This is a genomic window from Erysipelothrix sp. strain 2 (EsS2-7-Brazil) (assembly GCF_016617655.1).
GTDB lineage: Bacteria > Bacillota_I > Bacilli_A > Erysipelotrichales > Erysipelotrichaceae > Erysipelothrix > Erysipelothrix piscisicarius.
In genome coordinates this window covers 1-13,446 of the sequence record NZ_SCFT01000014.1, presented here as the reverse complement: position 1 = coordinate 13,446, position 13,446 = coordinate 1, and the positions used below count along the sequence as shown (strand labels likewise).

The window sequence follows — 13,446 nt, the reverse complement described above, 5'->3', positions numbered from 1 at the left end:
TGATAAAATAGACGTAGAGAGTAGAGGAAACGATATGGATACAAAACGATTTAATAAAGATCAAAGTGATGATATTGCACAAATGATTCAAGAGGGTGGGCTTGTCGCGATTATGACGGATACAGTATATGGCTTGGCTGCAAGCAGTGCCGATGGTGCTTTGTATCAAAAGCTAAAGGATGCGAAGGAACGTCCTGAGAATAAACCATTCCCATTGATGGTTGGTTCCCTTGATCAAATTGAGTGCGTTGCGGAATTAACAGACCGTGATCGTCACCTCATGAAAACCTTTATGCCAGGTGCTGTGACATTTATTTTTAATATCAAAGATGGCGTGTTCCCTTTCTTAGGCGATCAACGCACAATTGGTATTCGTATGGCAGATGATGTATGGGTTCAAGACATTATTAATAAAGTAGGCTATCCAATTTGGCTTCCATCCGCAAATCGTTCTGGGTTTGATACTGCAATTTCATCGGACATGGTTATTGATCAACTTGATGGCCGTATTGAAGGTGTGGTTTTGGGAGAGTGTGTCGGAGGGGTTTCATCCAGTGTGTTTGATATTACAGGGGATGAAATTAAGTGTTTACGACAAGGTGTTATTACATTAGAAGAAATCAATAAGGAGGTAGGATTATGAAAATCGCTATAGCAGCGGACCACGGAGGGTTTGAAACAAAAGAGGGACTCCGTTTAGTTTTAGAAGAAATGGGTCATGAAGTTAAGGATTTCGGGGTTTACTCCGAGGAATCCCAGGACTATCCTGATTTTGCGTATCCTGCTGCAAAAGCAGTAGCAGAAGGTCTGTATGATCGAGGTGTTGTTGTTTGTGGAACCGGTGTTGGGGTTTCAATCGTGGCGAATAAGGTAAAAGGGATTCGCTGTGCGCTTGTGACAAGTACGGAAGTTGCTCAACTTACACGTGAGCACAATGATTCAAATATGCTCGCATTGGGAGGCCGTACAACACCTTATGAAACCAATGTCGCAATTCTTAAGACATGGATTGAGACACCATACAGTGAAGATGCACGTCATGGTCGTCGTATTTGTAAGATATCTGATTTAGAGACCAAGGAGGGCCGTGAATGAGAGATACAAAAGTATTTGAAGCCATTGAATTAGAAGAGCAACGTCAACTTGATCACATTGAGTTAATTGCTTCAGAAAATTATGTTTCAGATCAAGTACTGGAAGTTACCGGAAGCATTCTAACGAATAAATATGCGGAAGGGTATCCTGGAAAACGCTATTATGGCGGTTGTGAGTATGTGGATGTTATTGAAAATTTAGCGATTGACCGTCTTAAAGAAATTTATGGTGCAGAGCACGCGAATGTTCAACCGCATAGTGGCTCTCAAGCGAATATGGCCGTATATATGACTGTATTAGAACATGGTGATGTAGTTTTAGGGATGGATTTAAATTCGGGTGGTCATCTTACTCATGGACACCAATTAAACTTCTCGGGAATTAATTACACATTCTTCGGATATGGTGTTGATAAACACACTGAAATGATTGATTATGACTATGTATTGAAAAGAGCTTTAGAAGTTCAACCTAAATTAATCGTGGCAGGAGCAAGTGCATATTCTCGCGAAATTGACTTCAAACGTTTTAAAGAAATTGCGGATGAGGTTGGCGCTTATCTTATGGTAGATATGGCTCATATTGCTGGTCTTGTAGCTTCAGGACTTCATCAAAGTCCCGTTCCTTATGCAGACTTTGTAACAACAACAACGCATAAAACACTGCGCGGTCCGCGTGGGGGAGCAATTCTCTGTAAAGAAAAATATGCTCGTAAACTGGATCGATCCGTATTCCCTGGAATGCAAGGGGGACCTTTAATGCATGTGATTGCAGGAAAGGCTGTGTGCTTCTATGAAGCGTTGCAACCAAATTTCAAAACATATCAAAAACAAGTTATCTTGAATGCACAAACACTTGCAGATGCGTTTGCGGATTTAGGATACCGTTTGGTAAGTGGTGGAACCGATAACCATTTAATTCTTGTGGATGTGAAAAACAGCATAGGAATGACGGGGGCACATGCGGAAAAAGTCCTTGATAAAGTAGGTATTACCATAAACAAAAATGCAATTCCTTTTGATTCGGAAAGACCAGCAGTCACCAGTGGAATCCGTCTAGGATCTCCTGCAATGACAAGTCGCGGCTTTAAAGAGGAAGAGTTTAAAAAGATTGCTTATTGGATTCATGAAGCATTGACGCACTATGAAGACGAAGAAATCTTGACACGAATTAGTAATGAAGTAAAAACATTAACACGTCAATACCCGGTGAGAGGAGAAAGAATATGATTACAGTATTAAATCACCCATTAATTACACATAAACTTACACAAATGAGAATGGAATCAACAAAAACAAAGGATTTCCGTCAAAATCTCGATGAAATAGCAGGTCTAATGGCCTATGAAATCACACGTGATCTCAAATTAGATCCAATTACAATTCACACACCATGTGGAGAATATGATACATTTGAAATGAAACGTGATGTTGTTTTAGTTCCGATTTTACGTGCAGGCCTTGGTATGGTTGATGGAATTCAAAATTTAATTCCAACAGCAAAAGTAGGACATGTTGGTGTATATCGTGATGAAGAAACACTGATGCCACATGAATATTTCGCAAAATTCCCTGAAAATCTAGCAGAATCTGAAGTCTTGGTTTTAGACCCAATGTTAGCAACAGGTGGTAGTGCAGATGCAGCGATTGAAATCGTTAAAAAACATGGGGCAAAGACAATTAAACTTGTTTGTCTTGTTGGTGCACCTGAAGGGGTAGAGCTTATCAAAAAAGCACATCCAGATGTTGATATTTTCTTAGCGGCATTGGATGAAAAACTCAATGACGATGGCTATATTGTTCCAGGTCTTGGTGATGCTGGAGACCGTATTTTCGGTACGAAATAATTTCCAAACCACAGTTTTTCTGTGGTTTTTTTGTTTTGATTCATGCATTACTAAAAGGAGGGGTTCACCATGATTGTGGAAGTGTGTGCAGGAAGTGTAGAAGATTGTATTGTTGCGAATGCATGCGGTGCAAATCGTATTGAACTAAACAGTGGTCTTTATCTCGGTGGTTTAACACCGAGTGTGGGCATGCTTATATCAGCGAAAAAATATACGACGTTACCAATTATTACGATGGTTCGTCCCCGCGGCGGCGGATTTTTTTACTCTATGATAGAGTTTGAGACAATGGTTCTTGATGCAGAGCGCTTAATTCAAAGTGGATCCGATGGTTTGGTTTTTGGGTTTCTAAATGAAGATGCCTCAGTAAATAAAGAACGAACCCAACAATTCGTAGCGATGTGTAAAAGTGCAGGAATTGAATCTGTGTTTCATCGTGCTTTTGATTGTGTGAATGATCCCGTTCAAGCAATCGAAGATTTAATTGCTTGTGGGGTTGATCGTGTATTAACAAGTGGTCTACAAGCTCAGGCAGGCGCGGGCACCGATTTATTGGCAGACCTTAATGCGAAGTATTCTGGGAAAATTGAATTTTGTGTGGGTGCAGGCGTGAATGAGCACAACGCTTTAGAAATTGTGGATAAAACAGGGATTACACAACTTCACAGCTCATTTAAAACGTGGTATTTGGACCCGACAACTCAAAATGATACGGTATCGTATGCTTATAGTGATTTAGGTGCCTTCGAGGGTGTGAGTGAGGAAAAACTCAAAGTGTTTATCAAGACGATTCAAAGTCGATAAAATCTGTTATAATATTAAAAACGGTGATGGAGTTCACCATAATTGCGACAGCTGATAACTCCTACATAGACCATAGGGTCTTTTTGTAGGAGTTTTTTTTATGGAGGCGTTATGATTTATACAATCGTGTTAATTATTGCTTTAGGTTTTCTTTTGAAAAAGGTAGGACTAAGACTACACCTACCACCGTTGATTTTGTTGGTTCTTATGGGAATGGTTATAGGGCCTTTTGGGTTGGATTGGATTCATCCAACGATTCAAGGGTTATCCCCCGACATTAGAGGTGTCGCTCTGATCATTATTCTGTTAAGGGCGGGGTTTGGGATTGATCGAGAAAATCTTATGTACGTGGGTCGACCAGCGTTATTTCTAAGCTTTGTACCGGGAGTTTTTGAGGCGGTGACGGTAATGGCTCTAAGTGTCTACTTATTGGGGTTCACTGTAATACAAGGCGGGATGATGGGGTTTATTTTGGCCGCGGTGTCACCGGCTGTTGTTGTTCCCATGATGGTTTATCTTGAAAAGAGCCAAATAGGCACAGAAAAAAAGATTCCGACACTCATATTGGCTGGAGCTTCCGTGGATGATGTAGTCGCTATCTCAATTTTCTCTGTTTTTCTAAGTCTTGCGACTGCAAGGACGGCCTCAATGCTTCAAATTATGCTTAGATTACCCGTAATGATAGTTTCTGGAATTATTTCCGGGGTAATGCTGGGTCGCCTTATCAGTGCATTGGGGAATCATACAAAATACACGGTAGTCCTTCTACTCTTTCTCGCTTTTGTTTTACAAAAAACAGAAAGCGTCTTTCCGGTTGCATCACTTCTAGGAATTATGGTGAGTGCCATAACAATTAAAGAGTATAATCCACAGATATCGGATTATCTTTCGCAGGCGATGGATTCACTCTGGATGGTTGCGGAGGTGTTTCTTTTTGTGCTGGTTGGTGCGCAAGTGGATTTTAAAGCCGCGCAGTCATCGGGTATAATCGGAGTTGTGATCATTATTGGTGCTCTTTTGATGCGTATGGTCGGTGTGTTTATTTCATTGATTAGAACAGATTTAAAGCTTAAGGAACGCGTTTTTGTAGCAATTTCATACATACCAAAGGCAACAGTTCAAGCCGCGATTGGTGGTACACCCTTGGCGCTTGGATTGGCACATGGCGATGTAATTCTTGCGTTATCGGTGCTTGCGATTTTAATGACAACACCTTTGGGAGCAATTGGAATGAATTTAAGTGCAAAGGGACTTCTGGAATGAACGAAAAACAAGAATATCGTAAATTTTGTTATTTTATATTATCAATGGAATTTCGATGTGTTATTTGGTATAGTAATATAGGTGAATAATTATGCATGATATCCAAAGAATTGTTTTATATTTCGTATGTTTTCTCGCAAGTGCGTATGCGCTCAGTGGGATTGATTTTCATAAAGTGATGCGAAAAGGTAGTGAAACGCGTATTCAATTACTCTACATATTCTTATCTCTTGGATTAGGTTATGTTGTAGCGCAGTTTTTAATGGGATTATCATTCGCTTATTTCATGTAGAAAAGACGAGAGAATTGGAGGACAAAGAATGTTTTCAAAAGCAGTCGGAATTGACTTAGGTACCGCAAATATTTTAATTTATGTAAAAGGCGAAGGCGTCGTTTTAGACGAACCTTCTGTAGTATCCATTGATGCTGAAACTAAAAAATGCCTTGCTGTAGGACAATCAGCAAAAGATATGTTAGGACGTACACCAGGACGTGTTCTAGCAATTCGTCCATTGAAGGATGGGGTTATTGCAGATTTTGAAGTGACAGAAATGATGCTTCAATATTTTGTTAGAAAATTAAACCTGAAGGGGATGTTTTCTCGACCAACAATTTTAATTTGCTGTCCATCAAACATTACATCTGTAGAACGTAAAGCGATCAGTGATGCTGCTTACCGTGCAGGTGCAAAACGTGTTTACATCGAAGAGGAACCAAAGGTTGCTGCAGTAGGAGCAAATCTTGATATTTCTAAACCAGCGGGATCAATGGTTTTAGATATAGGTGGAGGAACAACGGATGTTGCAATCCTTTCACTTGGAGAAATCGTAACAAGTACCTCACTAAAAGTTGCGGGAGACCGTTTAGATCATGACATTATCAAATATGTTAAAGATACTTATAAACTTTTAATTGGTGATCGTACCGCTGAAGAAATTAAAACACATATTGGAACTGCTCGTATTGACAGTGTCAAAGATATGGAACAAACTACAATTGCGGTTAGTGGTCGCGATTTAGTTACAGGTCTTCCAAATACAATTACATTAAAAGCGGAAGAAACAGCGAATGCAATGCACGAAAGTCTTCAAGATATTGTTCGCGCATGCCGTACTGTTCTTGAACAAACACCTCCTGAATTATCAGCAGATATTGTAGGACGAGGAATTGTCCTTACAGGTGGTGGTGCTCTATTACATGGCCTTGATGAATTAATTTCACATGAATTAAGTATTCCAGTTTATGTTGCTGAAAACGCATTAACTTGTGTAGCTGAAGGAACAGGAATCATGTTAGAGAACTTAGACTTAGTACGATAATTACAACTAAGTGTTTTAAAAAGAGCCAATGGCTCTTTTTATTTAGGGAGTATTCTATTAAAAGATTATCTAGTTTCGGAGGGATTTTTATGATGAAACTAGAACCTGGCTGGCTAAAAAAATGTGAAAACCGGTCCATTCATCGGACGGTTGAAGATTATTTAAATACATATCGAAGTTATATTTATCTGTTGCCACCCTACTATATTCGAAAAGAATGTATCAGTGGTCTGAATCGAATGTGTCGGCAAAAAAATTGGTCGTGTGAATCGTTGAATTTGAGTGTATCGATTGGGGATATCTGTTATATGGAGTTTGGGCAGGCTTTTATCAATGAAGCCGGTTATCAACATTTTGGATTGGTTATGGGAATTTTCAACTATAAACTATTTGTCGTACCGATGACTTCAAATTATGAAATTATTCAGCAGGCGCGCAATATTAATCAGTTGGGAAAACGCCATTTATATTACATTGGGCAGATTCCGGGTCTAAATAAGTCTTCGGTACTCTTCCTTAACGATTGTAAATATGTTAATTCAGCAAGAGTGATTTCAATTAATGGACGAATTGATCCGAATGGACCGATGTTTAAAGAAATTCGTGATCTAATTATAAAAGAAACGTTTGGTATGGAGGTAAGTGAAGATGCATAAACAATGGATTGTAGGTGTATCGGGAGGCCCTGATTCAATGGCTCTTCTCGATAAACTTTCGCAACAAGGCATAGATTGTGTTGCGGCCCATGTTAACTATGGTAAAAGAGAAACAAGTCAACGTGACGAAGACATCGTCAAAGCATATTGTGAAAAACATCAGATCACATTCGAATGCTTGAACTATATCGATGATGGTCAAAACCATAATTTTCAACACCAAGCGCGGGAGTTTCGTTATGCCTTCTTTAGAAATCTTGTAAATAAGTATCAAGCCGAAGGCGTCGCGGTTGCCCACCACTTTAACGATGATTTGGAGACGTATCTTTTCCAAAAAAAACGAAATATGGAAAGTGAGCACATTGGCTTGGCCGAGTATACACAAATCATGGGGATTACAGTTTGGCGTCCGCTTTTGGATATGACAAAAGCAATGATTCTTAAGTATTGTGAAGAACAGCAAATTCATTTTGGTATTGATGAATCGAATTTAAGTCTTGACTATACACGCAACCAAATACGTCATGAGATTTCGAAAATGGATAAGGCATCATATGAAAGTTTAGTTAAAGAAATGGTTGCTGCAAAGCAATGTGGTGAAAAAAGGAGTAAAATAGTGAGGAGTATCGCCTTACAATTGGGTTCTAAAGTTAAGGTCGATATGTATGCTCTAATCCAGGATGGAATACGGACACGCGTGCTTCGTTTGTGGATGTCACAACATGGAGTCGATACGCATACAATGAGTGGACGTTTTCTGAAAGAACTTGATGAACTCATTCTGCAAGAAAAGGCATTTCTCCAGTTTGGGGACATGCGGCTGAGTTCAAGTTATGGTGAACTATCCCTTGCAAAAAACGCTGCATTTGAATATCACTATAATGAGATAAGGTATGAATCTACGAATCATTTTATCTTAAGTAAGACGGGTCAAACGATTCAAGGTGTAACCCTTTCTGAATCTGATTTTCCAATTGTGATTCGAAATGCCCGTGAGGGAGATGCAATTAAAATGCGGTTTGGAACGAAGTCATTAAATCGATTCTTTATTGATCGAAAAATACCACGTCATGAACGTGAATTGTGCCCTGTTATTGTGAATTCTTCGCAACAAATTGTGTTTGTTGTGGGAATGGGTTGTGATGCGCATCATTACTCTAACAATCCCAATCTTTTTATGTTAGAATTATAGTTATCGCAGGAGGATTATTTATAGTATGCACCAAGATGTAGAGAGTATTTTGATTAGTGAACAAGAAATTGAAAAAAGATGTGAAGAACTCGGACAAGTTATCACAGAACATTATAAAAATGTAGAAGGTCCGCTCGTACTTGTGGCACTTTTAAAAGGATCCGTACCATTCCTTGCACGCCTCATTAAGTATATCGACCTTGATATCGAATTTGATTTCATGGATGTTTCAAGTTACGAAGGTACGGAATCATCACGCGATATTCGAATTTTAAAAGATTTGGATCGTTCAATTAAAGGCACGAATATCTTACTTGTAGAAGATATTGTGGATACAGGAAATACCCTAAAAGCAGTTATTAAACTCTTAATGAATAAGGGCGCTAATGATGTAAAAGTTATCACATTGTTGGACAAACCATCACGTCGTGAAGTTGATGTATATGCTGACTTTATTGGGTTTGAAATCGAGAACCTATTTGTAATCGGTTTTGGTATGGACTATTATGAAAAATATAGACAATTACCATACATTGGAATTTTAAAAGATACAGTCTATAAGTAAGGAGTGAATCCCGTTGAAAAACAATAAAAAGAATAATATTATCTTGATGGTAATGACTGTAATGATGGCACTTGTTATCATGCAGTTAGCTGCACATCAAACACAAAAAGTTTTACCTGTTAAAGAATTCTACAGTGTTGTAGAAACAAAAAAAGTTGAAAATACAATTATTAAACCAAATAATAATGTTATTGATATTACAGGTGTGTATGTTGAAAATGATCGTAAGATTGGATTTTCAACACGTTTACCCAATACACCAGAACAACTTAACGCAGTAACGAAGTTACTTGCTGAGAAAGATGCCGCAATGTTGACAGCAGACCCAAATGAAAGTAATTTCTTTGTGGATTTCTTGCTTGTAATCATTCCTTACATCTTATTGGGTGGATTTATGTTCTTCCTTTTCTCAAAAATGGGAAATGGTGGTAATAATAAAGCCTTTGAATTCAGTAAATCTCGTGCTAAGGTCCAAGGTGATATTAAAGTTCGCTTTAAGGATGTAGCCGGTGCTGAAGAAGAAAAACAAGAAATGGAAGAGCTAATTGAGTACTTACGTCATCCAAAACGCTTTGAAGCGATGGGAGCTCGAATTCCAAAAGGGATGCTTCTTGTAGGCCCTCCAGGAACGGGTAAAACATTGCTCGCGAAAGCAGCTGCTGGAGAAGCAGATGTACCATTCTATGCAATCTCCGGATCTGACTTTGTGGAAATGTTTGTGGGTGTTGGTGCGAGTCGTGTTCGTGATATGTTTAAAAAAGCAAAAGCAACAGCGCCTTGCATTATTTTCATCGATGAAATTGATGCTGTCGGACGCCAACGTGGTGCTGGTATGGGTGGTGGACACGATGAACGTGAACAAACACTTAACCAACTTCTCGTTGAGATGGACGGTATTGAAGAAAATTCAGGGGTTCTTGTATTAGCGGCCACAAACCGTGATGATGTCTTAGACCCTGCGTTGCTTAGACCAGGACGATTTGACCGCACAATTACGGTTGGGTTACCTGATGTAAAAGGTCGTACTGAAATCTTACAAGTTCATGCACGCAATAAAAAAATTGCAGATGATGTTGTCCTCAAACACATTGCGCGTCGTACTCCAGGGTTCTCAGGAGCTGATCTTGAAAACGTATTGAACGAAGCAGCAATTCTTTCGGTTCGAGAAAATAAAACGGAAATCACGACCGATATTATCGATGAGGCGATTGACCGTGTTATTATGGGACCTGCTAAAAAATCGAAAAAATATACTGAAAAAGAACGTTATATGGTTGCGGTTCACGAAACCGGACATGCAATTATTGGTATTAAACTAAAAAGTGCTGATAAAGTACAAAAAGTCACAATTATTCCACGTGGACAAGCAGGTGGTTATAACTTGATGACACCTCGTGAAGAAACCTTTACACAAAGTCGTTCAGACTTAATGGGTAAAATCACTGGGTATCTTGGTGGTCGTGTTGCTGAGGAAATTGTCTTTAATGAAATTTCTACAGGTGCATACTCTGATATTCAATCCGCTACCAAAATTGCACGTGCAATGGTTACTCAATATGGTATGAGTGACTTAGGACCAATTCAATATGATAGTAACGATGGAAATGTTTTCTTAGGAAGAGATATTTCTCAACCGCAAAACTACTCCGGTCAAATTGCATTTGAAATTGATAAAGAAGTTCGTCATATTATTGATCAATGTAAAGAAGATGCACGAAAACTTATTGAAGAAAACCGTGATCTACTTGATCGTATTGTTGAAGCACTTCTTGAATATGAAACAATTACTGCAGAACAAATTCAAAATATTGTTGAAGGCCGTGAAGCCAACGACGATGGTGTGATTGCAGCTGAAGTTGTCAGCGAAACAGTTCAAGAACCTGACACAACAATTGATACAGAAATTTAAGCTTAGAGGGAGCCCCAATTCGTTGGGGCTTTTTTAAGAAAAAGGAGATAATGATGAGTGATAAAATCGTTCGCGCAATGGCGCTAAATGGCAATGTTCGAATTTTTGTGGCCAAAACAACAAATCTCGTGCAAAAAGCACATGAACTTCATGGGACCTATCCGGCTGCATCCGCTGCACTAGGTCGTACCCTCAGTATTGGTGCAATCATGGGAACAACATTAAAAAATGATGATGAGAAATTAGTTATTGAAATTCGTGGTGATGGCGAATTAGGCCATATTCTTGTTAATGCAGATAACAAGGGGTTTGTGCGAGGTCTTGTATCAAATCCTCATGTACATAAAGTAAACAGCATTGGTAAACTTGATGTTGGTGGATCCATCGGTAATGGAACCCTTCGTGTAACACATGATGTGTTAGATGGAATGGCGTTCAGTTCTCAAGTAGAACTTCAATCAGGTGAAATTGGTGATGACTTTGCTTATTATTATGCACAGAGTGAGCAAATTCCATCAGCGGTTTCAGTGGGTGTCTTAGTTAATGAAGATCTATCCATTAAATCTGCAGGTGCAATTTTAATTCAGGTTCTTCCTTCCGCAACAGAAGAAGATATTTTGGAAATTGAAAAAACACTTGCTAAGCTTCCGCCTGTATCAAATCTTATGATTGAAAAAGATGCGATTGAAGTGTGTGCAGACCTATTTAGTGATGTTTTGATTCTTGAAACAACGGATACGCAATATTATTGCGGATGTAATAAAGAACAGATGGCGGATGTCTTACGTACCTTAAGTACGGACGAGCTTAAAGAACTTATTGCGGAAGATAAAGGGGCCGTTTTAGAATGCCATTATTGTCATTCAAAATATGAATTTAGTGAAGACGATTTAAATGAAATCATTTGCGAACGCAAGAAGAACTAGATTGTATCTTCTTGAATTTGGGGAATACGAATACACAGAAACCATAAATTATGGTATGATACAACACGAAAAGCGATGAATTTGTTTCATATTAGTTAGATGCTTGCGATAGTATTAAGAATAAATTGTTGTTATGTGTGATTTTAACGGCCGTTTCACTAAATTAGATGAATTCATTGGTAGAATTTGATAAGATAGAATCAGATTATTTACATAAGAAAGAGTGATAATATGGGACATGAATTAACAGAACAAGAAATTGTTCGTCGTGAGAAAATGGAGGCTTTGCGTGAACAAGGTATTAATCCTTTTGCGAGTGGATTTAAACCTGAAGAACGCTCATCCGACATTGTTGGTGCTTACGATAGCAAATCAAAAGAAGAACTCGCAGAATTGGAAGCGACAACTAAAATAGCAGGTCGTGTTATGACGAAACGTGTTATGGGTAAAGCGGGTTTTATGCATCTTCAAGATCGTGATGGACAAATCCAAGTTTACGTTCGAAAAGATACCGTTGGAGACTTAGCATTTGAGTACTTTAAGGAGCTTGATTTAGGGGATATTTTAGGTGTTGAAGGAACAATTTTCCGTACTAATCACGGTGAATTATCCGTTAAAGCAAGTGAATTAACACACCTTACCAAAGCATTGCGACCATTACCTGATAAATTTCATGGTCTCCAAGATAAAGAAGAACGCTACCGTCGTCGTTATTTAGATTTAATTATGAACGAAGACTCACGCCGGACTGCCATGTTGCGTCCGTTAATTATGCGTTCCATTCGAAAATTTTTCGATGATCGCGGTTTGGTTGAAGTTGAAACTCCTGTTTTAACACCAATCTTATCTGGTGCAGCTGCACGTCCTTTTGTGACACACCACAATACATTAGATATGGAATTTTACTTAAGAATTGCGACAGAACTTCCTTTAAAACGCTTAATCGTTGGTGGTATGGAAGGTGTTTATGAAATTGGTCGTTTATTCCGAAATGAAGGAATGAGTCCAAAACATAACCCAGAATTTACAACAATTGAAGCTTATGTCGCATACGCAGATATGTATGACATGATGGATATCAGTGAAGGTTTGCTTGAATACCTTGCGCATGAGGTTTTAGGAACCACTGAAATTGTATATCAGGGTACAGAACTTTCTTTGAAAGGACCATACCGTCGTGTACATATGGTTGACTTAATTAAAGATGTAACTGGTATTGATTTTTGGAATGTTACATCAGATGAAGAAGCTGTTGCGATTGCGAAAGAACATAACATTAATATGGCAAAACATCAATTATCATTTGGTCATGTTGTAAATGAGTTCTTTGAAACATTCTGTGAAGAGAAGATCGTTCAACCTACATTTGTTTATGGTCATCCTGTCGAAGTATCACCATTAGCAAAGAAAAATCCTGAAGATCCTCGTTTTACTGATCGATTTGAGATGTTTATTGATGCACGTGAATATGCGAATGCATTCTCCGAGCTTAATGATCCAATCGATCAACGTGAGCGCTTTGAGAGTCAATTGAGTGAACGTGAACTTGGAAACGAAGAAGCGAATGAGATGGATGTTGATTATGTTGAAGCGTTAGAATACGGAATGCCACCAACAGGTGGAATCGGTATCGGTTTAGACCGCCTCATTATGCTCTTAACAGACAGTGCAAGCATTCGTGACGTCTTGTTGTTCCCACATATGAAAAAAAGATAAAAGAAAAAAGATACTAACACAGCGTTAGTGAACTGCCCCCAATATCTTGGACGGTTTAATTAAGAGTTAAACTAAAGGATTGATTTCTGTACTGTGCAGGAGTCAGTCCTTTTAGTTTGCTCTTAATTCTTTTGTTATTATAATAGTCGATATAT

General features: G+C 38.6%; 15 protein-coding genes and 1 riboswitch. Of the genes, 14 read left to right on the top strand and 1 reads right to left on the bottom strand.

What is annotated here, in order from left to right:
• Window positions 1–34: 34 nt before the first annotated feature.
• The 14 genes from EPJ90_RS06905 (at window position 35) to lysS (ending at window position 13,291) form a co-directional block, all read left to right on the top strand.
• Window positions 35–643, top strand: a complete 609-nt coding sequence (locus EPJ90_RS06905; RefSeq protein ID WP_125163966.1) for an L-threonylcarbamoyladenylate synthase — start codon at window positions 35–37, stop codon at window positions 641–643.
• A complete protein-coding gene (gene rpiB / locus EPJ90_RS06900; protein WP_125163967.1) occupies window positions 640–1,095 on the top strand; it encodes a ribose 5-phosphate isomerase B in 456 nt (151 codons plus the stop codon). Before EPJ90_RS06905 ends, rpiB begins: the two co-directional genes overlap by 4 nt.
• Window positions 1,092–2,324 carry a serine hydroxymethyltransferase gene (gene glyA, locus EPJ90_RS06895; protein WP_161636826.1) on the top strand — a complete coding sequence of 411 codons (1,233 nt, stop codon included), beginning with the start codon at window positions 1,092–1,094 and terminating at the stop codon, window positions 2,322–2,324. The genes rpiB and glyA overlap by 4 nt, the downstream gene beginning before the upstream one ends.
• Entirely contained in the window at window positions 2,321–2,941 is a 621-nt protein-coding gene (gene upp / locus EPJ90_RS06890; RefSeq protein ID WP_125163969.1) for a uracil phosphoribosyltransferase, read from the top strand. Before glyA ends, upp begins: the two co-directional genes overlap by 4 nt.
• Before the next feature lie 69 nt (window positions 2,942–3,010).
• Window positions 3,011–3,745, top strand: coding sequence for a copper homeostasis protein CutC (locus EPJ90_RS06885; protein ID WP_161636825.1), 735 nt, complete (start codon window positions 3,011–3,013; stop codon window positions 3,743–3,745).
• A 13-nt stretch (window positions 3,746–3,758) separates the two neighbouring features.
• A riboswitch (Fluoride riboswitch) is annotated at window positions 3,759–3,816 on the top strand.
• A 40-nt stretch (window positions 3,817–3,856) separates the two neighbouring features.
• A complete protein-coding gene (locus tag EPJ90_RS06880; protein ID WP_200542853.1) occupies window positions 3,857–5,008 on the top strand; it encodes a cation:proton antiporter in 1,152 nt (383 codons plus the stop codon).
• A gap of 91 nt (window positions 5,009–5,099) precedes the next feature.
• A complete protein-coding gene (locus tag EPJ90_RS06875; RefSeq protein ID WP_018580299.1) occupies window positions 5,100–5,300 on the top strand; it encodes a DUF1146 domain-containing protein in 201 nt (66 codons plus the stop codon).
• Between the two features lie 28 nt (window positions 5,301–5,328).
• The gene (locus tag EPJ90_RS06870; RefSeq protein ID WP_003774334.1) at window positions 5,329–6,327 is read left to right on the top strand and encodes a rod shape-determining protein; all 999 of its coding nucleotides are present in this window, start codon (window positions 5,329–5,331) and stop codon (window positions 6,325–6,327) included.
• An 89-nt stretch (window positions 6,328–6,416) separates the two neighbouring features.
• The gene (locus EPJ90_RS06865) at window positions 6,417–6,983 is read left to right on the top strand and encodes a hypothetical protein (RefSeq protein WP_161636823.1); all 567 of its coding nucleotides are present in this window, start codon (window positions 6,417–6,419) and stop codon (window positions 6,981–6,983) included.
• Window positions 6,976–8,175, top strand: a complete 1,200-nt coding sequence (gene tilS / locus EPJ90_RS06860) for a tRNA lysidine(34) synthetase TilS (protein WP_125163971.1) — start codon at window positions 6,976–6,978, stop codon at window positions 8,173–8,175. The genes EPJ90_RS06865 and tilS overlap by 8 nt, the downstream gene beginning before the upstream one ends.
• Window positions 8,176–8,200: 25 nt before the next feature.
• Window positions 8,201–8,740 carry a hypoxanthine phosphoribosyltransferase gene (hpt, locus tag EPJ90_RS06855; RefSeq protein WP_161636822.1) on the top strand — a complete coding sequence of 180 codons (540 nt, stop codon included), beginning with the start codon at window positions 8,201–8,203 and terminating at the stop codon, window positions 8,738–8,740.
• Between the two features lie 13 nt (window positions 8,741–8,753).
• Entirely contained in the window at window positions 8,754–10,649 is a 1,896-nt protein-coding gene (gene ftsH / locus EPJ90_RS06850; protein ID WP_161636821.1) for an ATP-dependent zinc metalloprotease FtsH, read from the top strand.
• A gap of 53 nt (window positions 10,650–10,702) precedes the next feature.
• On the top strand, window positions 10,703–11,575 hold the full coding sequence (gene hslO / locus EPJ90_RS06845) for an Hsp33 family molecular chaperone HslO (protein ID WP_161636820.1): 873 nt from the start codon (window positions 10,703–10,705) through the stop codon (window positions 11,573–11,575).
• 231 nt (window positions 11,576–11,806) lie between these two features.
• Window positions 11,807–13,291, top strand: coding sequence for a lysine--tRNA ligase (gene lysS, locus EPJ90_RS06840; RefSeq protein ID WP_161636819.1), 1,485 nt, complete (start codon window positions 11,807–11,809; stop codon window positions 13,289–13,291).
• Window positions 13,292–13,346: 55 nt separating this feature from the next.
• Here lysS and EPJ90_RS06835 read toward each other — a convergent pair.
• The coding region (locus EPJ90_RS06835; protein WP_200542536.1) for an IS3 family transposase at window positions 13,347–13,446 on the bottom strand (100 nt) is incomplete at its 5' end.

Coding starts and splice junctions, on each gene's coding strand:
- EPJ90_RS06905 (WP_125163966.1), top strand. CDS start 35: ATGGATACAAAACGATTTAATAAAGATCAAAGTGATGATATTGCACAA.
- rpiB (WP_125163967.1), top strand. CDS start 640: ATGAAAATCGCTATAGCAGCGGACCACGGAGGGTTTGAAACAAAAGAG.
- glyA (WP_161636826.1), top strand. CDS start 1,092: ATGAGAGATACAAAAGTATTTGAAGCCATTGAATTAGAAGAGCAACGT.
- upp (WP_125163969.1), top strand. CDS start 2,321: ATGATTACAGTATTAAATCACCCATTAATTACACATAAACTTACACAA.
- EPJ90_RS06885 (WP_161636825.1), top strand. CDS start 3,011: ATGATTGTGGAAGTGTGTGCAGGAAGTGTAGAAGATTGTATTGTTGCG.
- EPJ90_RS06880 (WP_200542853.1), top strand. CDS start 3,857: ATGATTTATACAATCGTGTTAATTATTGCTTTAGGTTTTCTTTTGAAA.
- EPJ90_RS06875 (WP_018580299.1), top strand. CDS start 5,100: ATGCATGATATCCAAAGAATTGTTTTATATTTCGTATGTTTTCTCGCA.
- EPJ90_RS06870 (WP_003774334.1), top strand. CDS start 5,329: ATGTTTTCAAAAGCAGTCGGAATTGACTTAGGTACCGCAAATATTTTA.
- EPJ90_RS06865 (WP_161636823.1), top strand. CDS start 6,417: ATGATGAAACTAGAACCTGGCTGGCTAAAAAAATGTGAAAACCGGTCC.
- tilS (WP_125163971.1), top strand. CDS start 6,976: ATGCATAAACAATGGATTGTAGGTGTATCGGGAGGCCCTGATTCAATG.
- hpt (WP_161636822.1), top strand. CDS start 8,201: ATGCACCAAGATGTAGAGAGTATTTTGATTAGTGAACAAGAAATTGAA.
- hslO (WP_161636820.1), top strand. CDS start 10,703: ATGAGTGATAAAATCGTTCGCGCAATGGCGCTAAATGGCAATGTTCGA.
- lysS (WP_161636819.1), top strand. CDS start 11,807: ATGGGACATGAATTAACAGAACAAGAAATTGTTCGTCGTGAGAAAATG.